At 68.7% G+C, this 21,970-nt stretch carries 19 protein-coding genes; 13 read left to right on the top strand and 6 right to left on the bottom strand.

The window, feature by feature from the left end:
* Positions 1-80: 80 nt before the first annotated feature.
* The 10 genes from ACFXMV_RS16505 to ACFXMV_RS16460 are packed head-to-tail and all read left to right on the top strand — an operon-like array spanning position 81 to position 10,120.
* Complete coding sequence (locus ACFXMV_RS16505) at positions 81-845, top strand: MlaE family ABC transporter permease (RefSeq protein ID WP_378499641.1); 765 nt, start codon at positions 81-83, stop codon at positions 843-845.
* 4 nt (positions 846-849) lie between these two features.
* Positions 850-1,701 (top strand): MlaE family ABC transporter permease, encoded by an 852-nt coding sequence (locus ACFXMV_RS16500; RefSeq protein ID WP_378499640.1) that lies wholly within the window; start codon positions 850-852, stop codon positions 1,699-1,701.
* 5 nt (positions 1,702-1,706) lie between these two features.
* Positions 1,707-2,885, top strand: coding sequence for an MCE family protein (locus tag ACFXMV_RS16495; RefSeq protein WP_378503340.1), 1,179 nt, complete (start codon positions 1,707-1,709; stop codon positions 2,883-2,885).
* Positions 2,885-3,910 carry an MCE family protein gene (locus ACFXMV_RS16490; protein ID WP_378499638.1) on the top strand — a complete coding sequence of 342 codons (1,026 nt, stop codon included), beginning with the start codon at positions 2,885-2,887 and terminating at the stop codon, positions 3,908-3,910. The genes ACFXMV_RS16495 and ACFXMV_RS16490 overlap by 1 nt, the downstream gene beginning before the upstream one ends.
* Positions 3,907-4,965 (top strand): MCE family protein, encoded by a 1,059-nt coding sequence (locus tag ACFXMV_RS16485; RefSeq protein WP_378499637.1) that lies wholly within the window; start codon positions 3,907-3,909, stop codon positions 4,963-4,965. The genes ACFXMV_RS16490 and ACFXMV_RS16485 overlap by 4 nt, the downstream gene beginning before the upstream one ends.
* A gap of 8 nt (positions 4,966-4,973) precedes the next feature.
* Positions 4,974-6,257: an MCE family protein gene (locus ACFXMV_RS16480; RefSeq protein ID WP_378499642.1), complete on the top strand. Its 1,284-nt coding sequence runs from the start codon at positions 4,974-4,976 to the stop codon at positions 6,255-6,257.
* Positions 6,254-7,483, top strand: a complete 1,230-nt coding sequence (locus tag ACFXMV_RS16475; RefSeq protein ID WP_378499636.1) for an MCE family protein — start codon at positions 6,254-6,256, stop codon at positions 7,481-7,483. The genes ACFXMV_RS16480 and ACFXMV_RS16475 overlap by 4 nt, the downstream gene beginning before the upstream one ends.
* Positions 7,480-8,892: an MCE family protein gene (locus ACFXMV_RS16470; RefSeq protein ID WP_378499635.1), complete on the top strand. Its 1,413-nt coding sequence runs from the start codon at positions 7,480-7,482 to the stop codon at positions 8,890-8,892. Before ACFXMV_RS16475 ends, ACFXMV_RS16470 begins: the two co-directional genes overlap by 4 nt.
* Entirely contained in the window at positions 8,859-9,566 is a 708-nt protein-coding gene (locus ACFXMV_RS16465; protein WP_378499634.1) for a hypothetical protein, read from the top strand. Before ACFXMV_RS16470 ends, ACFXMV_RS16465 begins: the two co-directional genes overlap by 34 nt.
* The gene (locus tag ACFXMV_RS16460; protein WP_378499633.1) at positions 9,563-10,120 is read left to right on the top strand and encodes a h domain protein; all 558 of its coding nucleotides are present in this window, start codon (positions 9,563-9,565) and stop codon (positions 10,118-10,120) included. The genes ACFXMV_RS16465 and ACFXMV_RS16460 overlap by 4 nt, the downstream gene beginning before the upstream one ends.
* A gap of 69 nt (positions 10,121-10,189) precedes the next feature.
* On the opposite strand, the gene ACFXMV_RS16455 is transcribed toward ACFXMV_RS16460, so the two are convergent.
* Together ACFXMV_RS16455 and ACFXMV_RS16450 are read right to left on the bottom strand one after the other, a co-directional pair.
* The gene (locus tag ACFXMV_RS16455) at positions 10,190-11,770 is read right to left on the bottom strand and encodes a trehalose-6-phosphate synthase (RefSeq protein WP_378503339.1); all 1,581 of its coding nucleotides are present in this window, start codon (positions 11,768-11,770) and stop codon (positions 10,190-10,192) included.
* A complete protein-coding gene (locus tag ACFXMV_RS16450) occupies positions 11,697-11,870 on the bottom strand; it encodes a hypothetical protein (protein ID WP_378498665.1) in 174 nt (57 codons plus the stop codon). Before ACFXMV_RS16450 ends, ACFXMV_RS16455 begins: the two co-directional genes overlap by 74 nt.
* 154 nt (positions 11,871-12,024) lie before the next feature.
* Between ACFXMV_RS16450 and ACFXMV_RS16445 the strand changes: the two genes are divergently transcribed.
* Both ACFXMV_RS16445 and ACFXMV_RS16440 read left to right on the top strand, forming a co-directional pair.
* Complete coding sequence (locus tag ACFXMV_RS16445) at positions 12,025-13,743, top strand: ABC transporter ATP-binding protein (RefSeq protein ID WP_378498664.1); 1,719 nt, start codon at positions 12,025-12,027, stop codon at positions 13,741-13,743.
* The gene (locus ACFXMV_RS16440) at positions 13,740-15,497 is read left to right on the top strand and encodes an ABC transporter ATP-binding protein (protein ID WP_378498663.1); all 1,758 of its coding nucleotides are present in this window, start codon (positions 13,740-13,742) and stop codon (positions 15,495-15,497) included. Before ACFXMV_RS16445 ends, ACFXMV_RS16440 begins: the two co-directional genes overlap by 4 nt.
* Positions 15,498-15,503: 6 nt before the next feature.
* Here the strand turns inward: ACFXMV_RS16440 and ACFXMV_RS16435 are convergent, their stop codons facing one another.
* From ACFXMV_RS16435 to ACFXMV_RS16420, 4 genes are all read right to left on the bottom strand, one after another.
* Complete coding sequence (locus ACFXMV_RS16435; RefSeq protein WP_378498668.1) at positions 15,504-16,715, bottom strand: YhgE/Pip domain-containing protein; 1,212 nt, start codon at positions 16,713-16,715, stop codon at positions 15,504-15,506.
* 232 nt (positions 16,716-16,947) lie between these two features.
* Positions 16,948-19,302, bottom strand: coding sequence for an MMPL family transporter (locus ACFXMV_RS16430; protein WP_378501389.1), 2,355 nt, complete (start codon positions 19,300-19,302; stop codon positions 16,948-16,950).
* A 35-nt stretch (positions 19,303-19,337) separates the two neighbouring features.
* The gene (locus ACFXMV_RS16425; protein WP_378501390.1) at positions 19,338-19,958 is read right to left on the bottom strand and encodes a TetR family transcriptional regulator; all 621 of its coding nucleotides are present in this window, start codon (positions 19,956-19,958) and stop codon (positions 19,338-19,340) included.
* 114 nt (positions 19,959-20,072) lie between these two features.
* Complete coding sequence (locus tag ACFXMV_RS16420; protein ID WP_378501391.1) at positions 20,073-21,008, bottom strand: methionyl-tRNA formyltransferase; 936 nt, start codon at positions 21,006-21,008, stop codon at positions 20,073-20,075.
* A gap of 120 nt (positions 21,009-21,128) precedes the next feature.
* On the opposite strand from ACFXMV_RS16420, the gene ACFXMV_RS16415 reads away from it, so the two are divergent.
* Positions 21,129-21,929, top strand: coding sequence for an alpha/beta fold hydrolase (locus ACFXMV_RS16415; RefSeq protein ID WP_378503338.1), 801 nt, complete (start codon positions 21,129-21,131; stop codon positions 21,927-21,929).
* The last annotated feature ends 41 nt before the right edge of the window (positions 21,930-21,970 follow it).

Here is a 21,970-nt window from a genome sequence, read left to right as displayed (position 1 = left end):
TGACCTGGATCACAGGCGTCCGGGGGGATTCCAGTTGCCCCCCGCGACGCCCTGCGCGAGAACACTGACGAGGAGGCACGATGGACGACCTCCTTCTGGTGCCGCTGCGCGCCGTGGGCGGCTTCTTCGCGATGGCGGGGGAAACCTTCAAGGAAATGGGCCGGCGGCCCTTCCAGCACCGCGAATTCATAGACCAGGCCTGGTTCGTTGCCCGGGTGTCGATGGTGCCGACGGTGCTCGTCGCCATCCCGTTCACCGTGCTGGTGGTCTTCACGATCAACATCCTGCTGCGCGAGATCGGCGCGGCCGACCTCAGCGGCGCGGGCACGGCGCTCGGCGCGGTCACCCAGGTGGGGCCGATGGTCACCGTGCTGATCGTGGCAGGTGCGGGTGCCACCGCGATCTGCGCCGACCTCGCCGCGCGAACGATCCGCGAAGAGATCGACGCGATGAAGGTGCTCGGTATCAACCCGATCCACCGGCTGGTGGTGCCGCGGGTTCTCGCCTCGACGGCGGTCGCGCTGCTCCTCAACGGCTTGGTGAGCACCATCGGCATCGTCGGCGGCTTCATGTTCTCGGTCTTCCTGCAGGACGCGAACCCCGGCGCCTTCGTCAACGGGCTCACGCTGCTCACCGGTTTCGGTGAGCTGATGCTCTCGCAGCTCAAGGCCGGGTTGTTCGGCATGATCGCCGGACTGGTCGCCTGCTTCCTCGGGCTCAACGTAAAGGGTGGCGCAAAGAGTGTCGGTGACGCGGTGAACCAGACGGTCGTCTTCGCCTTCATGGCACTATTCGTGGTGAACGTCCTGGTCACCGCCGTCGGTATCAAGCTGACGGCGGGGTGACGGGATGGCACTCGCGCTGACAGGGCGCTTCCGGGGGACCAGGAAGCGAATGGGCAAGGTCTCCCACTCGATCGACGGCATCGGTGAGCAGGCGCTGTTCTACTGGCGGGCGGTGGCCTGGGCGCCCCGCGCCCTCGTCCACTACCGGAAAGAGACGATCCGGCTGATCGCCGAGATCAGCATGGGCACCGGCGCGCTCGCCGTCATCGGTGGCACCGTCGTGATCGTCGGATTCCTCACCCTCTTCGCGGGCGGCACCATCGCCGTCCAGGGCTACAGCTCGCTCGGCAACATCGGCGTCGAGGCGCTGACCGGCTTCTTCGCGGCCTTCATCAACGTGCGCATCGCGGCGCCGGTCATCGCGGGCATCGGGCTCGCCGCGACCATCGGGGCAGGCTCGACCGCCCAGCTCGGCGCGATGCGGGTGACCGAGGAGATCGACGCGCTCGAGGTGATGGCGATCCCGTCGATCCCGTACCTGGTGAGCACCCGCGTGATGGCGGGCATGATCGCGATCGTCCCGCTCTACGCGCTGGCCGTGGTCGCGTCCTTCATCGCCAGCCGGTTCGCGACCGTCGTCATCTACGGGCAGTCGCCTGGCGTCTACGACCACTACTTCTCGACGTTCCTGATACCAACGGACATCCTGTGGTCGTTCGCCCAGGCGATCGTGATGGCGCTGGCAATCATGCTCATCCACACCTACTACGGGTACAACGCCAGCGGCGGCCCGGTCGGCGTGGGCGTGGCCGTCGGTAACGCGGTGCGCACCTCGCTGATCGCGGTCGTGACCGTCACCCTGCTCATCTCGCTCGCCATCTACGGCGGGTCCGGCAACTTCAACCTCTCGGGATAGCGCGAATGACCGATTCCACGTGGAAGAAGAAGACCGCGGCGCTGGTCATGGCCGGTAGCCTGGTCGCGATCTCGGCCGTCGCGCTGACCATGTTCTCCGGCGGCTTCACCGACAGCGAGCCGGTGACGGTGACCGCCGACCGTGCCGGTCTGGTGATGGACCCCGACGCCAAGGTGAAGATGCGCGGCGTCCAGGTCGGCCGCGTCGAGTCGATCGGGCAGGACGGTGACCAGGCCCAGCTCGAGCTGGCGATGGATCCGTCGTACCTGCACCTGATCCCGTCGAACGCACAGGTGGAGATCAAGTCCACCACCGTGTTCGGCGCCAAGTACGTCAACTTCGTGGTGCCGAAGAATCCGTCGTCCAGCTCGCTGGCGGCAGGCACCACCATCGCCGCTGACTCGGTGACGGTCGAGTTCAACACCCTGTTCGAGAACCTCTCGACGTTGCTGCAGCAGATCGAGCCGGAGAAGCTGAACGCCACCCTCGGCGCGATCTCCGAGGCACTCAACGGACGCGGCGACGAGCTCGGACAGCTGCTGGCCGAGAGCGACCAGTACCTGAAGAAGATGAATCCCGCACTGCCACAGCTGCAGCGCGATCTGGCGGCCGCCTCGACGGTGACCAACGTCTACGCGGACGTCACGCCGAACCTGATGCGACTGCTCGACAACGCGACCGCGACCAGCGGCTCCATCGTCGACGAGCAGGCGAACCTGGACCTGCTGCTGATGAACGTGACCGGGCTGGCGAACAACGCGAACGGCGTGGTCACCGAGAACGAGCCAAACCTGACGAAGTCGCTGTCGGACCTCAAGCCGACGACCGAAGTGCTCGCCGAGTACTCGCCGTCCCTCGCCTGCATGCTCGTCGCGCTGCAGAAGACGGTTCCCGCCGCCAACGAGATCTTCGGTGGTCTGCAGCCGGGCGTCGCGCTGAGCACGAGCTTCGTGTACGGCGTCGAGCCGTACACCTACCCGAAGGACCTGCCGAAGGTGAACGCGACGGGCGGACCGAACTGCGCAGGCATGCCGAACTTCGACCCGAAGCGCGACGGAAACGCGAACTTCCTCGTCGCCGACACCGCGACGGTTCCGTACGTGCCGTCGACGAAGGTGAGCACGAACATGCCCAAGGTCTTCCAGTTGCTGTACGCGGGCGTCAACCCGGACGGGGGGAAGTGATGCGGCCGACCACCGTCAAACTGCTGATCTTCACCACGGTGATGACGCTGATCTTCGCCGGACTGGCGATCGTGTTCAGCCAGTACCGTTTCAGCAGCTCGGATTCTTTCCAGGCACAGTTTACCGATTCCTCCGGTGTCAAGCCCGGCGACAAGGTGCGCATCGCAGGCGTGCCGGTCGGTGCGGTGACGGGCGTGGCCGTCTCGGGGGACAACCTCGCCGAGGTCGACTTCAATGTCGACAGCCAGTACGAGCTGTTCAAGAGCACCAGGGCGACCGTGCGGTACGAGAACCTGGTCGGCGACCGGTACCTCGAGCTGCTCGAGGGTGCCGGCTCGATGGAACAGCTCGGCGACGGCGGGACCATCCCGGAGGAGCAGACCTCGCCCGCGCTCGATCTCGATCTGCTGCTCGGCGGGTTCAAGCCGCTGCTGAAAGGCCTGGACGCTGAGCAGGTCAACGACCTCTCCGGCGCGCTGCTGCAGGTCTTCCAGGGGCAGGGCGGCACGCTGGTGTCGCTGCTCGGCAGCACCAGCTCTTTCACCTCCACGCTGGCCGACCGGGACGAGTTGATCGGTGAGGTGATCACCAACCTCAACACCACGCTCGGCACGATCAACGACAAGGGCGACCAGTTCTCCACCACGATCGATCAGCTTCAGCAGCTGGTCAGCGGGCTCGCCAAGGATAAGGATCCGATCGGCAACGCGATCCCGCAGATCGCCACCGCCACAGGGGATCTCGCGGAGCTCCTGCAGGGCGCGCGGCCGGATCTGCAGTCCACCATCGTCGAGACGGGCCGCGTCGCGACCCAGCTCGACCTGGGTAAGGCCGACCTCGACTGGGTGCTCGGGGAGCTGCCCGGGGCATACAAGAAGCTGATCCGGGTGGGCGCGTACGGCGGGTTCTTCCAGTTCTATACCTGCAGCGTGAATCTGAAGTTCTCCGGGCCGGACGGCAAGGACCTGCGGGTGGAAATGCCCTGGGTCCCGAAACAGACCACCGGGAGGTGTGCGTTCAAATGACGAAGCCTCGCGAAAGAGACCCCGTCCAGATCGGGATCATCGGCCTCGCCGTTGCAGGCGCGCTGGTGGTGGCCGGCCTGCAATACGACCAGCTGCCCTTCATCTCCGGCGGCGGCCAGTACACCGCGCACTTCGCCGATGCAGGCGGACTGATGACCGGCGACAAAGTCACCGTCTCGGGTGTCAACGTCGGCACCGTCGACAAGATCGACCTGGACGGACCGCAGGTGCTGGTCACCTTCACCGTCCAGGACGGGATCGCCCTCGGCGACGAGACGAGCGCCGCGGTCAAGACCAACACCATCCTCGGCCGCAAGTCGCTCAAGGTCACACCCTCTGGCGGCGGCACCCTGCGCAAGTCCGAGACGATTCCCTTGGAGCGCACCAACTCCCCGTACTCGCTCAACGACGCGCTCGGCGACCTGTCGAAGTCCGTGTCCGAGCTCGACACCGATCAGCTCAACAACTCGCTGAACGCGATGTCCGACACGCTGGCGGACACCCCGCCCGAGCTGCGGACCGCGCTGTCCGGGATGACCAGGCTCTCGGCGAGCATCAATTCGCGGGACGAGAGCCTGCGCGAGCTGCTCTCCCGGGCGGAGAGCGTGACCGGAATCCTGGCGACCCGGAGCGACCAGATCAACTCCCTGATCCTCGACGGTAATCAGCTGCTGGGCGAGCTCGACCGTCGCCGGAACGCGATCAGCGAGCTGATCGTGAACACCTCCGCGGTGTCCCGCCAGCTCTCCGGGCTGGTGCAGGACAACCAGGAACAAATGAAACCGACTCTGGAGAAGCTGAATTCGGTGGTGGCGGTGCTGCAGGAGAACAAGGAGAACATCGGGAAGGCCCTCGACGGGCTGGGTCCCTACGCGAGCGCGCTCGGCGAATCCGTCGGCAGCGGACCGTTCTTCATGGCGTACGTGGCGAACTTCAGCGTCGGCGCCATGACCCAGGCACTCACCGACTCGCTGGTCTGGCCGGAGCACGCGCAGAAGGACCTGCAGAACTTGGTCAAGCCGCCGGTCGTCACGCCCGTGGACCCGAACCGGTGAGCGCCCCGATGACCGACCGCAAGAAGTGGCTGCTGCGCGGTGGCGCAGCGGCGGTGGTGATCGCCGCGCTGGTGGCGGGAACCCTGTTCCTGTTCCCCGGGCTCGGGAAGAACCGGATCACCGCGTACTTCCCGACGACGACCGGCATCTACGCGGGCGACGACGTGCGGGTACTCGGCGTGACGGTGGGCAAGATCGCCAGCATCGATCCCGAGGGCGAGAATGCGAAGGTCGAGATGGACGTCGACTCGGGCATCGACATCCCGGCCGACGCCAAGGCGATCATCGTGGCGCCGAGCCTGGTGGCGGCCCGCTTCATCCAGCTGACGCCGGTGTTCACCGGTGGCGCAACGATGGGTGACGACGCCGAGATCCCGTTGGAGCGCACGGCCGTTCCGGTCGAGTGGGACGAGATCAAGGCGGAGCTCTCCAAGCTCTCCACCGCGCTCGGACCGGAGGGGGGCGCCGACCAGGGCTCGCTCGGCCGGTTCATCGACACCGCAGCCGACAACCTCGAGGGCAACGGCGACAGCATCCGCGCCACCCTGCGTGAGCTCTCCGCCACGATGCACACCCTTTCGCAGGGCCGCACGGATCTGTTCTCCACGATCAGGAACCTGCAGACCTTCGTCTCGGCGCTGTCCGCCAGTAACCAGCAGATCGTGCAGTTCAGCGGCCGGCTCGCGTCGGTGTCCGAGGTGCTCGCCGACAACACCGACGAGCTCGGGGTGGCGTTGAGCGATCTCAACGTGGCAATGGGCGACGTGCAGCGGTTCGTCAGCGACAACCGGGCCGGTCTGACCGAGTCCGTGCAGCGGCTCGCCGACGCGACCCAGGTGCTGGCGCAGAAGCGGCCGGAGCTCGAACTGGCGCTGCATATCGCGCCGAACGCGCTGGCGAACTTCAACAACGTGTATCAGCCGGCTGCGGGTTCGATTACCGGCGTCCTCGCGGGCGCCAACGCGAACAACCCCATCAATATGGTCTGCGGCATGATCGAGGGACTCGAGAGCAACGAATCGGACCGCAGCGCGGAGCTGTGCAAGGAATTCCTTGGGCCGGTGCTGAACTCGGTGGCGATGAACTACCCCGGCATCCTGACCAACCCGGCCACCGGAGTCGCGGCCATGCCGGACCAGCTCACCTTCAGCCCGCCGAGCCTGGAGAACCAGATCCCGGCGCGGTCCGCCAAGGCGCCGGCCAAGCCCGTCGCCGGCCCGCTCGGCGGCCTGCCGACGATCAACGTGCCCAAGGATCTCGAGTCCTTGCTCAAGCCTGGAGGTGGCCGATGACACGCAGCAGCAGCAGCTACCGCACGGTCGCGCTCGGATCGATCGCGTTCGGCCTGACGCTCGCCCTCACCGGGTGCGAGTGGACGGGGTTGAACTCGGTTCCCATGCCCGGCACCCAGGGCGGCGGGGACGGCGCGTACTCAGTGCAGATCGAGATGCCGAACGTGACCACCCTGGCGGAGAACTCGCCGGTGCGGGTGGACGACGTCACGGTCGGTGCGGTCGAGGACATCGAGGTGCAGAACTGGCACGCGGTGGTCACCGTCTCGCTGAACGAGGACGTCGAACTGCCGGCGAACGCGACCGCGAAGATCGGCCAGACCAGCCTCCTCGGCTCGCAGCACCTGGAGTTGGCGCCGCCGGTCGGGATCGCCCCGGAGGGCACGCTTTCCGACGGCGACGTGATCCCGATGGCGCGGGCTGGGGCGTACCCCACCACTGAGCAGACGCTGTCCTCGTTGTCTGTCGTCCTCAACGGCGGTGGACTGGCTCAGATCAACGACATCACAAGGGAACTCAACGCGGGCCTTGTCGGACGCGAGGACTCGATCCGCGACCTGCTGCCGCAGCTCGACCAGCTGGTCGGCAGCCTGGACCGTCAGCGCGGCGAGATCATCACCGCGATGGAGGGCCTGGACCGGCTGTCGACCACCGTCAACCAGCAGACCGCGACGCTCACCGCCGCGCTCGACGGCATCCCGCCCGCCCTCGAGGTGCTGGTCGGCCAGCGACAGAACCTGACCGATGCCCTCATCGCTCTGGGGAACTTCAGTAGCACCGCGACCCGGGTTATCAACGAGAGCGGCGACGACCTCAAGGCGAACCTGCACTCGCTGGTGCCGCTGCTCAATCAGCTGGCAGGCACGGGAAATGCGCTCACGGAGTCGCTGCAGATCATGCTCACCTACCCGTTCCCGTTGAAGAACCTGGACCAGGTGATCCGGGGGGACTACGCGAACCTGATGATGACCGTCGACCTGACCCAGAAGCGGCTGGACACGAACTTCCTCACCGGCACGGGCCTGGGCGGCACGCTCGGCGGCATCGAGGGTGCGCTCGGCAAGACAGCGGGCGTGGCCGGGCAGTCGACGAACCCGCTACAGAGCCCAGCCCCGAAGCCCGCAGCCAAGCCGGCCGCGGCGCCCGCACCGTCGATTCCCGGACTTCCGCAGATCCAGCTCCCGCAGATCCCCGGCCTTCCGCAGCTAGGAGCGCCCAAGCCATGATGCTGTCGAAGTTCGTCCGCGTTCAGCTGGTCATCTTCTCGATCCTCACTGTGGTCGGGTTGACCGTGATGGCGACGCAGTACGTCCAACTCCCGGCGCTCTTCGGGATCGGACGGTACGACGTCACCGTCGAACTGCCGTCCACGGGCGGCCTCTACCCGCACGCCAACGTCGCCTACCGCGGAACCAACGTGGGCACCGTCGACGAGGTGGTGCTCACCGAGTCCGGGGTGGACGCGAAGCTGTCCATCGGCAGCAAGTACAAGATCCCCGCCGATGTGGACGCCGAGATCAAGAGCGTGTCCGCGGTCGGCGAGCAGTACGTGGACCTGATCCCGCGCGAGGATTCCGAGCCGTACCTGTCCGACGGAGACGTCATTCCCGTGGACCGGTCGTCGGTGCCGCAGGATGTCGGTGCGCTGCTCGACCAGGCGGACACCCTGGTCAAGAGCGTCTCGAACACCCGGCTGAAATTGGTGGTCGACGAGGCGTTCAAGGCGTTCAACGGTTCCGGGCCCGAGTTGCAGCAGCTCATCGACTCGGCGCGGCTGTTCGTCCAGGAGGCCAACGCCAACTCCGACGCGACGCTGACGCTGATCGATCAGGTCGGCCCGCTGCTCGATACCCAGGTGGTCAGCAGCGACGCGATCCGGTCCTGGACCAAGAATCTGGTGACGTTCTCCGATCAGCTGCGCGCCAGCGACCCGGACCTGCGGGCGATTCTGCAGAAGGGCCCTGGCACCGCTGCGGAGGCCAATGCGCTCTTCCAGGACCTGAAGCCGACGCTGCCACTGCTGCTCGCCAACCTGGTGAGCGTCGGCGAGGTCGGGGTGATCTACAACAAGAGCATCGAGCAGATCCTGGTGCTGTACCCGCCGATCACCGCCGCGCTGATGACGATCGCGCTTTCGGGTCCCCGGGACGAGGGTGCGATCGTGAACTTCGCGATGGAGGTGAACGACCCGCCGCCGTGCACCACCGGGTTCCTCCCCGGCGATCAGTGGCGTCCCGGCAACGAAGTGTCGACGCCGGACACCCCGCCCGGCATGTTCTGCCGGGTGGCGCAGGACGATCCCACGACCGTGCGCGGCGCCAGGAACAGCCCCTGCATGGAGTTCCCCGGTAGGCGCGCACCGACCCCGGCTGAGTGCCGCACCGGCTACGTCCCGCTGGGCAACAACCCGCCCAACGGCCCGGTCATGCCGCCGAATGTACCCTCGTACACGACAGTTCCCAGCTCCTATGGCGAGTCGGTGGAGGCGCCGGTGACGGCGCGGCCGTACGACCCCAAGACGGGCAAGTACACCGGCCCCGACGGCCGGTTGTACACCCAACCGGCGTTGGCGTCGGGGGACTCGTCCGGAAAGGAGTCGACGTGGCAGACGATGATGACAGGTCAGCAGGGCTGACGGCCGAGAACAAGCCGGCTCCCCGCAGGCGGGCGAGCCGCAGCGCAGGGCCCCCGGTCGAAGAGAAGACCGAGTCGCCCGCGGTGGTGGCGGACGAGACCGTCGACGCGGATCGGACCACGGATTCGGTCGAGGTCGAGGCCGAGTCGACCGCCGTTGAGGGCGCCGAGGCAGCCGAGGCCACCCCCGGCCGCAGGCGCCCGACCGTCGCGATGGCTGTCGCGGGCCTGCTGGTGCTGGCCCTGCTCGTGGCCGGGATCGTGCTGCTGATCGACAGGAACGCGGCCAACGACCGCGACGCCAAGCGGAACGCCTTCGTGCAGACCGCCCGGCAGACCGTGCTGAACCTGACCACGATCCGTCCGGAGACCGCCAAGGAGGACGTCGAGCGCATCCTCGCTGGCGCGAGCGGCGACTTCAAGGCGGAGTTCGACGGCAGGCAGGACCCGTTCGTCAGCGTCGTGAAGGAGGCCTCGGTCACCACCGAGGGCCAGATCATCGAGGCCGGTCTCGAGAGCGAGGACGGCGACAGCGCGAAGGTGCTGGTCGCGGCGCGAGCCAATGTGACCACGCCGGATCAGTCCCAGTCGGGTCCTCGCGACTTCCGGATGCGCGTGACGGTGACGGACGACGGCGACCGCATGACGGCGTCGAAGGTGGAGTTTGTGCCATGAGCGAAGACAAGTCGACCGAGCAGGTCACCGACACGGCAGCGGAGAAGGGTGCAGCGCAGGGCGCGCCCAGGAACGCCGGTCGCACCGCGCTCGTCGCGGTGGCGGCGGCACTCGTTGTCGCCCTGGCCGCGGGTGTCGGGGTGCTGTTCTATCAGCACCTCCAGGACAACCGCAGCGAGCAGGCGCGCACCGACTCGGTGGCGGCGGCGGGCGAGCAGGCGGTGGCGATGCTGTCCTACGACTACAACACCGTGGACAACGACCTCGCCAAGGCTGCGGACGGCCTGACCGGGTCGTTCAAGGACGACTACAACACGCTGGTGGCGGAAGTGATCGCGCCGGGCGCGAAGGAGAAGAAGCTCACCGTGCAGGTCACGGTGCAGGGCAGCTCCGTCGTCTCGGCCGACCCCGACGACGCCGTCGTGCTGCTGTTCCTCAACCAGATCACGACGAGCGCCGACACCCCCGACGCGGCCACCACCGGTAGCCGGGTGCGGATGGAGATGCACAAGGACGGCGACCGCTGGCTGACCGGCCGGCTCACCCCGATCTAAGGCAGCTGCGCTGCCCGTGCGCGTTTGGCGGGTCTACAGACCCGCTAACCGCGCACGGGCGCGCAGCGCCTATGCCTTGAGCTCGTCGCCGAGCAGCGCACCGCCGGCCACCGAGTCCCGCGCCAGCGCGTTGAGGAACGACTTGGCCCAGCGGTCCACGTCGTGTGCGAGCACCTGACGGCGCATCGCGCGCATCCGGCGGCGGCCCGCCTCGCGATCCTGGGTGAGCGCCGCGACCATCTCGTCCTTGACGCCGTCCAGGTCGTGCGGGTTGGCCTGATATGCCTGACGCAATTCGGCTGCGGCGCCGGTGAACTCGCTGAGCAGCAACGCCCCGCCGAGGTCGCTGCGGCAGGCCACGTACTCCTTCGCGACGAGGTTCATGCCGTCCCGGAGCGGGGTCACCAACATGACGTCGGCGGCGACAAAGAAGGCGATCAGCTCCTCACGGGGGATCGGCCGGTGCAGGTAGTGCACGACGGGCCGACCGACCTGACCGAACTCGCCGTTGATCCGGCCGACCTGCTGCTCGATGTCGCCGCGCATCTGGATGTAGCTCTCGACCCGCTCGCGGCTGGGGGTCGCCAGCTGGATCATGATGTTCTGGGCCGGATCCATCCGGCCCTCCTCGAGCAGCTCGCGAATCGCGTTGAGCCGGACGTCGATTCCCTTGGTGTAGTCCAGCCGGTCCACGCCGAGCATGATCTTGTCCGGGTTGCCGAGCTCCTTGCGGATCTGCTTGGCACGGTCGCGGATCGACTTCTTGCGGGACAGCTCGTCGAGCTGGCCCGAGTCGATGGAGATCGGAAACGCCCCGACCCGCACATTGCGGAAGCCGACCTGCACGACGCCGAGCTTGGACCGGACCCCGACGTTGCCGCGCGACGTCGGCTGGCCGGCCAGCCGCCTGGCCAGGTACAGGAAGTTCTGCGCGCCGCCGGGCAGGTGGAAGCCGATCAGGTCGGCGCCGAGCAGGCCCTCGACGATCTCCCGCCGCCACGGCATCTGCATGAACAGCTCGACCGGGGGGAACGGGATGTGCAGGAAGAACCCGATGGTCAGGTCCGGGCGCAGCATCCGCAGCATCTTCGGCACCAGCTGAAGCTGGTAGTCCTGGATCCACACCGTCGCGCCGTGCGCGGCGGCGGCCGAGGTGGCCTCGGCGAACCGCCGGTTCACCTCGACGTACGCGTTCCACCAGCAGCGGTCGTACACCGGTTTGACGATCACGTCGTGGTAGAGCGGCCACAGGGTGGCGTTGGAGAAGCCCTCGTAGTAGTCGGCGACCTCCTGCGCGCTCAGGCGCACGGGGTGCAGTTCGATGCCGTCCTCGACGATGGGGCCCAGGTCGGTGTCCGGGACGCCCGGCCATCCGACCCAGGCGCCCTTCTTGCCGCGAAGGATCGGCTCGAGCGCGGTGACGAGGCCGCCCGGGCTGCGCTTCCACCTGGTACTGCCGTCGGGCAGGGTCTCGAGATCGACGGGCAACCGGTTGGCAACGACAACAAATTCCGAGGCGGAGCCCACAGTCATCCTTTGTTCGGATGCCGCCGCGGCCGCGGCCGGCGCCGGCTGACTAGTCGATCTTGGCCGAGGGGCCGATCCCGAGCATAGACAGCAGCATCCGACATTCGTCGGCGTCCGTCGCATATGCCGCGACAACTCGTTGTGCCTGACGCGCGGTCTCGTCCGCTACGGGCTCGAGCTCCTCGTCGGCGATGTCGTTCTCGGCGGTCGTATTCGCGGCCATGTCGCTTGTTCCTCTCGGGCGGAGTACGCGTGCTGCGGCAGGTCGTACTTGTCCGCGACTCTATGAGAACCGGGCTGTCCGGCGCTACTTCCACGTCAGTTAGGGTGTACTAACTTCAGCGGCGGTGGATCGCCGCACATCATGGGGAGGCTTGATGGGGCGCAAATCTGCGCGCGGCGGCGGTGCCGGGATTCTGCGGCGGACCGTCGCACGGAACCGCGGCAGGCTCACGGTCGGTACGGCGCTGCTCGCCGTGCACCAGATCGCCGAGACGCTGGTGCCGATCGCGATCGGCGTCATCGTGGACCGGGCCATCGCCACCGGGGACACCCCGTCGCTCGTCGTCTCCGTGGTGGGGCTCGCGGTGCTGTTCCTCGTCCTCACGGCGGCCTGGCGCACGGGCGCCCGATTCATCGTGTTCGCGATGCAGCGCGAGGCGCACCTGCTCCGGGTAGAGGTCGCCGGGCGGATCCTGCACCCCAGGGGAGTGCGCACGGACCTGCGCTCGGGCGAACTGCTCACCGTCTCGACGTCCGATGCGGACCGGGAGGCCTGGATCCTCGATGTGCTGCCGCGCATCGTCGCGGCGCTGGTCGCCGCCGTGGCCTCCGCGGTCACCCTGCTGGTGATCGACGTCCCGCTCGGCCTCGCCGTCCTGATCGGCACGCCGGTCATCCTGGGCCTGATGCAGCTCGCGGCGCCGCTGATCACCAGGCGCGCCACCGCGCAGCAGGAGGCGACCGCCCGCGCCTCCGGGATGGCAACGGACCTGGTGAGTGGGCTGCGTCCGCTGCGCGGTCTCGGTGCGGAGCGGGCCGCTGCCGCGCGCTACCGGGGGGCCAGCGCCGACGCGCTGCGGTCCACCCTGCGCGCGGCCAAGGCCACCGGCGTCTTCGTGGGGACCTCGGTGACGGTCAGCGCGCTGCTGGCGGTTGGCGTCGCGGGCGTGGCCGGCTGGTTCGCACTGCAGGGCCGGATCTCGGTGGGCGAACTGATCACCGTGGTCGGGCTGTCCCAGTTCATCATCGAGCCGCTCGGCACCATGGCACGGATGCCGGGCTTCCTCGCCACCGCCAGGGCCTCCGCGGACCGGCTCGCGCTGGTGCTCGACGCGGACCCGATGGTCCCCGCCGGGTCGCAGGCCCTGCCGTCTTCCGTCGCGCTGGAACTCGCCGACGTCAGCTACCGCTCGCTGAGCGGCCTCGACCTTCACGCCCGCCCCGGCGAGCTGGTGGGGGTGTTAGCGCACCGTCCGCAGGACGCCGAGGCGCTCGCGCACCTGCTGTCCGGGCACGTCGCGCCCGAGGACCACGGCGGCACCGTGACCGTCGGCGGTGTGCGGCTGGCCGAGATCGACCTGGCGCAGGCGCGCAGTGCCGTCCTGGTGGAACCGCACAACACGGACCTGTTCGCGGGGACGGTCGGGTCCAACGTGGTGGCGGGCAGTCCCGCCGCCGATGACGCCGCGGTACGTCGGGCACTGGCCGCGTCCGCAGCGGTGGACGTCGTCGACGCGCACCCTGACGGGCTGGACCTGCCCGTCGCGGACCGCGGTGCGAGCCTGTCCGGCGGACAGCGGCAGCGGGTGGCGCTGGCCAGGGCGTTGCTCTCGCAGGCACCGGTGCTGGTGCTGCACGATCCGACCACGGCCGTCGACGCGGTGACCGAACAGGCCATCGCGGAGGGCATTTCAACCCTGCGGCACGACGGCGACGTCGGGGTGCACACCACCGTGTTGATCACCAGCAGCCCCGCGCTGCTGGCGGTCGCGGATCGGGTGCTGGTGCTCGACGGGGGCCGCGTCGTCGGCGAGGGCACGCACGCCGCCCTCGCCGCGGCCGACGAGAACTACCGAAAGGTGGTGCTGCGATGAGCGTCACCGCAGAGCCCCGGCCCCTGCTCCCGATCGCGACGGCAGGGGAGAGCTGGGCGTGGCTGCGGGCCGAGTTCGCCCGCAACCGTCGGTTGACGGGGTTCACCCTCGGCGTCGGGATGGTCGGGGCGGCAGTGTCGCTGGTGCCGATCTACGTGTTCGGGATCCTGGTCGACCGGGTGCGGGCGCAGGCGCCGACCGAGATCATCGTCGGTGTGGTCGCGGTGATCACCGTCGCCGCGCTGCTCGGCGGTCTGTTCGCGGGCTGGGGCTCCGTGCTGATCAGTCGTCTCGGCGAGGGCATGCTCGCCCGGCTGCGGGAGCGGACGGTCGAGCGTGCGTTGACCCTGCCGATCGCGACGGTCGAGCGGGTGGGCAAGGGGGACTTGCTGTCCCGGGTCGGCGACGACATCTCGGTGATCGGCAAGGCCGTCTCCGACGTGGTGCCGAACCTGGTCTCGGCGGTGTTGCTGGTGGCCCTGAGCATGATCGCGATGCTCGGCATCGACTGGCGGCTCGGGCTGGCGGGCGCGGTCGCGCTGCCGATGTACGCGCTCGCGTTGCGCTGGTACCTGCCGCGGTCGGGCCCGATGTTCGCCGCGGAGCGGGTGGCGATGGGGGAGCGTTCCCAGGCGCTGATCAGCAGCATGCAGGGCGCGCGCACGGTCCGCGCCTACGGGCTCGAGGACGCGCACCTGGCGGAGATCGACCGCGCGTCCGGGCAGGCCCGTGACATCGCGACCGGGGTGTTCACCTTGTTCACCCGGTTCGCAGGCCGCGGCAACCGGGCCGAGTTCGTCGGGCTGTCGGTGATCCTGGTGGTCGGTTTCGCGCTGGTGAAGGGCGATCTGGTGACCGTCGGCGAGACCACCGCGGCCGCACTGCTGTTCCACCGACTGTTCAACCCGATCGGAATGCTGATGTACACGTTCGGTGAGATGCAGTCCGCCGGGGCCAGCCTGGCGCGACTGGTCGGCGTGGTGAACATCCCCGCGTCGACCGCGCCCGCATCGGGGGCCGTACCGAAATCGGCCGAGCTGCGCCTGACCGGGATCCGGCACAGCTACGACGGATCCCGGGAGGTGTTGCGCGGCATCGACCTTCGCATCGAACCCGGGACCCGGGTGGCGCTGGTCGGCTCGACCGGCGCAGGCAAGACGACCGTCGCGGCGATCGCGGCCGGCTCTGTCACGCCGACGGCGGGCGTGGTGTCGATCGGCGGGGTCCCGCTGGCCGAGCTCGGCGACGGACTGCGTGAGCAGGTGGTGATCGTGAGCCAGGAGGTGCACGTTTTCGCAGGCCCGCTGATCGAGGACCTGCGCCTCGCGCGGCCGGACGCGACCGCCGAGCAGGTGCGGGCGGCGCTGGACACCGTCGGCGCGCTCGGCTGGGCGGACGGACTGGCGGACGGGCTCGACACCGAGGTCGGGGAGGGTGGGCACGCGCTGACCGCGGCGCAGGCGCAGCAGCTGGCGTTGGCCCGTCTGGTGCTGGCCGATCCGGCCGTCGCGGTCCTCGACGAGGCCACCGCCGAGGCGGGCAGCGCGGGCGCGCGGGACCTCGAGGTGGCGGCGGAGGCGGCGACCCGGGGGCGCACCACGCTGGTCGTGGCGCACCGGCTGACCCAGGCGGCCACCGCGGATCGGGTGCTGGTGCTCGAGCACGGCGAGGTCGTCGAACAGGGCAGCCACGACGAGCTCGTCGCGGCAGGCGGGCGGTACGCGCAGCTGTGGTCGGCCTGGGCGGGCCGGTAGGTAGGGTCAGCCCACCGCGGGGCCGACCGCCCCGCGGTGGAACCCCTTCTTGTCGTAGAGCAGCGTCACCGTCGCGCCGAGGACCAGGCCGATCGCCAACCCGATCGCGGTCATCGTCACCGCGTGCGTCAACTCCGCCGCGCCGGCGGAGCCGAAATACAGCAGGGACCGGACACCCAGGTACACCTGGTGCATCGGTTCGAAACTGGCGAGCCACCCGAAGAACGGCGGGGTGGCCTCGATCGGGACGGTACCGCCGGCCGACGGCAACCCGAGGACGACGAAGACGATCAGGTTGACGATCAGACCCACGGTGCCGAACGTGGCCAGCACCGACAGCGCCGTCACTCCGACGGCAAGGATCGCGAAGCTGCCGTACATCCACAGGCCCAGGGCGTTTTGCATCGGCATCGACAGCAGGTGCGCGATCCCCACGTACAGGCCGGACACCAGCGGGGCGAGTATGGCCACGACCCCCCACTTGACGGCGAGCGTCCGCATCCGGGAGATCTCCGCCGCCGGATTGTGCACGTAGCGGGGGCCGAACTCGGTCGGGGCGAACCCGAGCATCCCGTCGACGAGGGTGTTGATGATCATCGCGCCGGTGAACCCGGCGAGGATCACCAGCAGCGCGTAGTAGAAGGCGGACAACCCGTTGCCGGTGTGCTCGGGGAGCGGCTTGTGCGGCACCGTCAGCACGTCGACCGGGCTGGCAAGCGTGAGGCGGGCCGCCCCGGCGATCGGGGTGTCGGCGACCGCGGACTCCACCTGTTCGGTGATCTGCTTCCCGATCGTCTCGTTCACCGTGGCCATCGCCGGGCCGGCGATCGCCTCGACGATCCCGACGCCGAAGGTCCCCGCCCGCGGGTTGGTGTAGACGGTGATCACCGGCCGTTCCACGTCGCCAGGTACGACGCCGGCCTGGGCCAGGATCATCAGGCGTTTGGTGAAGTCGGAGGGGATGACGATCGCCCCGTACGCGTCCGCGGAGTCGAGCATCGACTGCGCGGTCCCGATCCCGACCTGCTCGAGATCGACCTTGTCGGTGGGGATCCCGGCGACCAGTCCGTCGACGATCTGGTCACCGACGTTCTGCCGCACGTCGGATCCGGGCGCGACGTCGCCCTCGTCCTGGTTGACGACCGCGATCGGGAAGTCGTGCAGGCTGCCGCGCGGGTCGAGGATGCCGCCGAGGTACAGCCCGGCCAGCAGTGACATCACCGCCGCGACCGCCGCGATCGGGGCCAGCCAGAACAGCGGGGTGCGCACGATGTGCGTTGGACGGTCGGTCGAACCCGGGCTCGTCGATGCCACCGTCGGTACCTCTCGCTCGGAGTTCGGTGCCCTGAGTGTGGCAGGTACGGCGAACGCCGGCAGTGCAATTGCACTGCCGGCGTTCTGGGTTGGCTGGTCGCTCCGCAGGCTCCGCTCCTGTTCGGGTCCGCCTTCCTTAGTGGGAAGCGGCCCTCTCCTCCTCGGGGAGCGGCTCCGCGGGCAGCTCCCGCTGTAGCTTCTCGCCCTCGATGTCGACGTTCGGCAGGATCCGGTCCAGCCATTTCGGCAGCCACCACGCCTTGTCGCCGAGCAGGGCCATCACCGCCGGGATGATCACCATGCGGACCACGAAGGCGTCGAAGAAGACCGCTGCGGCCAGGGCGAAGCCGATCGACTTGATGAACGAGTTCGGCTCCGCGATGAAGGCGGCGAACACCGAGATCATGATCAGCGCGGCGGCGGTGACCACCCGCGACCCGTGGGTGAACCCGATGGTGATCGCGTCCTTGGCGGAGGCGCCGTGCACGTACTCCTCGCGCATCCGGGTCACCAGGAACACCTGGTAGTCCATCGCCAGGCCGAAGACCACACCGATCAGGAAGATCGGCATGAAGCTGACCAGCGGCTGCGGGTTCGCGATCAGCCCGCCCCAGCCGTTCTGGAAGATCGCGACCGTGGCGCCGAAGGTGGCCGCGACGGAGAGCAGGAAGCCCAGGGTGGCGGTCAGCGGCACCAGGATGGACCGGAACACCAGCATCAACAGCACGAACGCCAGCCCGACGACCACCGCGAGGTACGGGATCAGGGCGGACTGCAGCCGGTCCGAGACGTCCGTCTCCAGCGCGGTCATCCCGGTGACGCCGTAGTTGACGCCGATCTGCTCGTGCAGGCTCGCCTCGCCGTCGCGGAGGCCCTGCATCAAGTCGACGGTCCGCGGATCGGTCGGCCCGGTTGCCGGGGTGACGAGGATCTGCGCGGTGTCACCCGCCGGATTGACCGCCACGACCTGGGCGTTGGTGACGCCCGGCTGGGCCTCGACGCTCGCGACCACGTCGCCGAATGCCTGGTTCGCCGGGACCGTGGCGTCGTGGGCATCGACGACGACCAAGAGCGGAGCGTTGCGGCCGGGGCCGAAGCCCTCGTCGATCAGGTCGTAGGCCTGCCGCGCACTGGTGGCGGGGTCGCCCGTGGCCTGGCTGGGCAGGGCCAGTTTCAGCCCGGCGGCGGGCAGGGCGAGTACGGCCAGCAACAGCACGCCGCCGATCAGGGGAACGAGGGGAACACGCGTGATCCAGTTGGCGTAGCGCATCGCCCGGCTCGGCTGCAGCGAGCCGGATTCCGGGTCCTTGGCCTTGACGAACGGGATCTTGCCCGCGAACACCTTGGTGCCGAACAAGCCGAGCATTGCGGGCAGGAAGGTCAGCGCGATGAGCACCGCGATGAACACGGAGAACCCGGCGGCCATGCCCATGTCGGTGAGGAACTTGATGCCGACCACCCGCAGCGCGACCAGCGCGATGATCACCGTCAGCCCGGCGAACACCACCGCGGACCCGGCGGTGCCCACGGCCCGCCCGGCGGCCTCGGCCTTGTTGTCGGTGACGGTCAGTTCGTGCCGGAATCGCGAGACGATGAACAGCGAGTAGTCGATGGCGACGGCGAGGCCGATCATGATGGCCAGGGTCGGCGTCATCGACCCGAGCTCGGTGAATCCGGTGGCGATGGTGATGCCGAGGCTGCCGATGCCGACGCCGATGATCGCGGAGATCAGCGGCAGGCCGGCGGCGACGAGCGAGCCGAAGGTGATCATCAGGACGACCGCGGCCACGGCCATGCCGATCAGCTCGGTGGTCCCGCCTGGGGCCTCCATGACCTCCGCTGCGCTGCCGCTGAGCTGAATGTTGAGCCCCGCGTCGCGGCCGATCTGGGCGGCCGCGTCGATCTGGGCGGTCAGTTCGTCCGTGACATCGGCGGCCTCGCCGGTGAACGGGACGTCGACGTAGCCGACGGTCGCGTCCGGGCTGAGCGTGGACAGCGCCTGCGCGTCGGCGAGCGCCTGCTCGAGGGGCTTGCCGGTCTCCGCGGCCTGCTGGGTGACCATCTCGATCAGGCCGTCGTTGGCGACGACGGGATTGACCAGGGCCGAGCTGCGCTCACCCTCGGCGGGCGGCGTGGCGGGGTCGGCCTTGGCGGCCGGCTCGACCTGTTCGATGCCGCGCACCTGCGTCAGCACGGCGTCCATGGCGGCCTCGTTCGCGGGGGTGTCCAGCCGCTGACCGTCGGGGGCGGCGAAGACGAATCGCGCGCTCAGTGCGTTGAACGGGTCCTTGCCCGCGGCCGGGAAGCGCTCGGCCATCAGATCCTGGGCCTGCTGCGCGGGCGTCCCGGGGATCGTGACCGAGTCGTTGGTCGGCCCGGAGAGGGTCGCGGCGCCGACGCCCATCAGGACGAGCAGGACGAGCCAGACGGACAGGACCGTGCCCTTTCGCCGATAGGCGAACTTGCCGATCCGATAGAGATAGGTGGCCATGGAGGACCCTTCGATTCGAGGTGGGGACGGGTCGGTCAGTGCTGTGCGGGGAGAGCCGGCTGCGGGATGCCGGAGCGCAACTGGCGGAACGCCTCGGAGACGAGGGCGCCAGGGGAGTCGTAGTCGGTGGTGCCCTGCATCCATAGGTCGATCGCCGATTTACAGGCCGCTCCAACCGTCATCTGGAGGAGGTTGGGGTACAGGTCGGTGTCGACGTCGGTCCCGGTGCGTTCGGCGATGGCCTCGCCCAGGATTCGGGAGACGCGTCCGTGCAGTTCGAGCTGACGGGCCAGGAGTGCGGGGCTGTCCTCGACCAGCGCCATCACAGCGAAGGTCTCGGCGAGGTCGCGGGAGGGATCCATCACGACGTCGACGCACATGTGCTCGAGGGAGTCCCAGATCGGCTCGTCTCGCGGCCGGGCCCGCAGTTGCTCCACCCACTCGGTCACTTCGGTCTCGAAGCGATAGAGGATGGCCTCTTCCTTGGACGGGAAGTAGTTGTGAAAGGTGCGCGTGGAGACGCCCGCGTCGGAGGCGATGGCGTCGGCCGTCACGCAGTCGATGCCGAGGGATCTGGCGAGCCGGACAGCGGCGTCGCTCAGCGCCCGTCGGGTGGCGGCCTTCTTACGGTCGCGCAGGGGCAGTTCCGGATTCACCCCATCGACGGTACGGAAAGTGCAGACCTCTGCAAAGTTGCAGAGGTCTGCAAAAATGGTGTGGTTGCCCACACCCGACACCGCTCGGTGACGACCGTCACCTTGCGGGGATCGTCAGCTCAGGTAGCCGCCGCCGTGCGGGAAGAACTCCTTGCCGGTCATCTCGGTGCCGTCGTCGAGGCGGACGCGCTCGATTGACAGGCCCCGGTTGCGGCCGTTCCACGCGTCGGGTCCGGCGACGATCACCATGCCGTCGCCCTCGTGGATGAAGACCCGGCCGGGGGTGCCGCCGTAGCAGCCCTTGGACACCGAGGACTTGATGACGCGGATGCGCTGGCCCTTGAAGTGGGTGAACGCGTTCGGGTAGGGGTCGGACTGCGCCCGGACCAGCCGCTCGATGACCTCGGCAGGCCAGGTCCAGTCGATCCGGCTGTCCTCCGTGGCGCGCTTGTGGAAGAAGGTGGCCTGCGATCGGTCCTGCGGGGTCCAGTCCGTGCGGCCGGACTCGATCAGGTCGAGGGCGTCGACCGTGATCGGGCCGATCATGTCGACGGTGCGGTGGAACAGGTCGGTGACCGTGTCCTTCGGGCCGACCGGCGTGGTGCGCTGCAGCACGATGTCGCCCGCGTCGAGCTCCTCGTCCATCAGGTGTGCGGTGAGGCCGACCTCGGGCTCGCCGTTGATCAGCGCCCAGATCAGCGGGGAGAAGCCGGTGTACTTGGGCAGCAGCGAGTCGTGGATGTTGAGGGTGCCGTAGCGGGGCGCCTCGAACACGTCCTTGGGCAGCCAGGTGCGCCAGTTGTTCGCCACGATGATGTCGGGGTCGGCCGCCTTCAGGGCCGCCTTGAAATCCTCGTCGGGCTTGTTGGCGATGTGCACCGGCACGCCGTGCTCGGTGGCGAGGTCAGCGACCGAATCGGCCCACATTCGCTCGTAGGCGTGCTCGCTCTTGGGGTGGGTGACCGCGAGGACCACCTCGTGCTTGGATTCGAGAAGAGCCTGCAGGGTACGGTGACCCCAGGTCTGGTATCCGAGCGTGGCGACTCTCAAGGTTCCTCCTGGGGCGAGCGCGTGCATGTGCCGTCGAGACGATCGACGCGGGGCTAGCTTAGGCTATCCATAGCGACGGTGTCGGACCGTGTCCCGGTTCCCCGCTAGAAAGGCTCGTCGATGCCGCTCGCCACGATCAATGGGATTCAGCTGAATTACCAGGTCAAAGGCTCAGGAGATCTGGTCGTCCTGATCATGGGGACCGGCAGCCCCGGTCGCGTGTGGGACCTGCACCAGGTTCCGGCGCTGCTCGCGGCGGGGTATCGCGTGTGCACCTTCGACAACCGTGGCATCGCCCCGACCGACGAGTGCGTGGACGGCATCGCCATCGAGGACATGGTCGCGGACACCGCGGCGCTGATCGAGCACCTCGGCGGACCGGCCCACGTGATCGGCACGTCGCTCGGCGCCCGCGTCGCGCAGGAACTCGCGCTCGCGCGCCCCGAGCTGGTTCGCAAGGCCGTCTTCCTCGCCGCGCACGGCCGCCGGGTCGCGCTGCAGAAGGCGCTGTCCGAGGGCGAGCGGGAGCTCGACGCTCAGGGCATCACGCTGCCCGCGAGCTACCGGGCCGCGATCACCGCGGTGCTGAACCTCTCGCCCGCCTCGCTGGTCGATCAGATGGCGGCCCAGGACTGGCTGGACATCTTCGCCTTCTCCAAGGCGGAGACGAGCCGTGGCGTGCGCGCGCAGCAGAATCTGGACGATTTCGGTGATCGGCTCGCGGCGTACGGCCGGATCACCCTGCCCTGCCTGGCGGTCGGGTTCGCGGACGACCGGTTGGTGCCGCCGCACCTGGCCGCCGAGGTGGCCAAGGCCATCCCGGGCGCGAACTACGTGGAGTTGCCGGACTGCGGCCACTACGGCTACCTGGAGCGTCCCGACGCGGTGAACTCCGCGATCCTGGACTTCCTCACCGGCTAGTGCCGGGTAGTTTGTCTACCCTAAGGGTAGATAGCCTATCC

The sequence above is a fragment of the Rhodococcus sp. NPDC059179 genome, assembly GCF_042754885.1.
Lineage (GTDB): Bacteria > Actinomycetota > Actinomycetes > Mycobacteriales > Mycobacteriaceae > Rhodococcus_G.
Note: the sequence above shows the minus strand (reverse complement) of the source record. Positions and strands in the feature narration are given on the sequence as shown.

Bases quoted from the DNA above. Each gene is read 5' to 3' on its own strand.
- ACFXMV_RS16505 (WP_378499641.1), top strand. From the start codon at position 81: ATGGACGACCTCCTTCTGGTGCCGCTGCGCGCCGTGGGCGGCTTCTTC.
- ACFXMV_RS16500 (WP_378499640.1), top strand. From the start codon at position 850: ATGGCACTCGCGCTGACAGGGCGCTTCCGGGGGACCAGGAAGCGAATG.
- ACFXMV_RS16495 (WP_378503340.1), top strand. From the start codon at position 1,707: ATGACCGATTCCACGTGGAAGAAGAAGACCGCGGCGCTGGTCATGGCC.
- ACFXMV_RS16490 (WP_378499638.1), top strand. From the start codon at position 2,885: ATGCGGCCGACCACCGTCAAACTGCTGATCTTCACCACGGTGATGACG.
- ACFXMV_RS16485 (WP_378499637.1), top strand. From the start codon at position 3,907: ATGACGAAGCCTCGCGAAAGAGACCCCGTCCAGATCGGGATCATCGGC.
- ACFXMV_RS16480 (WP_378499642.1), top strand. From the start codon at position 4,974: ATGACCGACCGCAAGAAGTGGCTGCTGCGCGGTGGCGCAGCGGCGGTG.
- ACFXMV_RS16475 (WP_378499636.1), top strand. From the start codon at position 6,254: ATGACACGCAGCAGCAGCAGCTACCGCACGGTCGCGCTCGGATCGATC.
- ACFXMV_RS16470 (WP_378499635.1), top strand. From the start codon at position 7,480: ATGATGCTGTCGAAGTTCGTCCGCGTTCAGCTGGTCATCTTCTCGATC.
- ACFXMV_RS16460 (WP_378499633.1), top strand. From the start codon at position 9,563: ATGAGCGAAGACAAGTCGACCGAGCAGGTCACCGACACGGCAGCGGAG.
- ACFXMV_RS16455 (WP_378503339.1), bottom strand. From the start codon at position 11,770: ATGCGACGGACGCCGACGAATGTCGGATGCTGCTGTCTATGCTCGGGA.
- ACFXMV_RS16450 (WP_378498665.1), bottom strand. From the start codon at position 11,870: ATGGCCGCGAATACGACCGCCGAGAACGACATCGCCGACGAGGAGCTC.
- ACFXMV_RS16445 (WP_378498664.1), top strand. From the start codon at position 12,025: ATGGGGCGCAAATCTGCGCGCGGCGGCGGTGCCGGGATTCTGCGGCGG.
- ACFXMV_RS16440 (WP_378498663.1), top strand. From the start codon at position 13,740: ATGAGCGTCACCGCAGAGCCCCGGCCCCTGCTCCCGATCGCGACGGCA.
- ACFXMV_RS16435 (WP_378498668.1), bottom strand. From the start codon at position 16,715: ATGTCACTGCTGGCCGGGCTGTACCTCGGCGGCATCCTCGACCCGCGC.
- ACFXMV_RS16430 (WP_378501389.1), bottom strand. From the start codon at position 19,302: ATGGCCACCTATCTCTATCGGATCGGCAAGTTCGCCTATCGGCGAAAG.
- ACFXMV_RS16415 (WP_378503338.1), top strand. From the start codon at position 21,129: ATGCCGCTCGCCACGATCAATGGGATTCAGCTGAATTACCAGGTCAAA.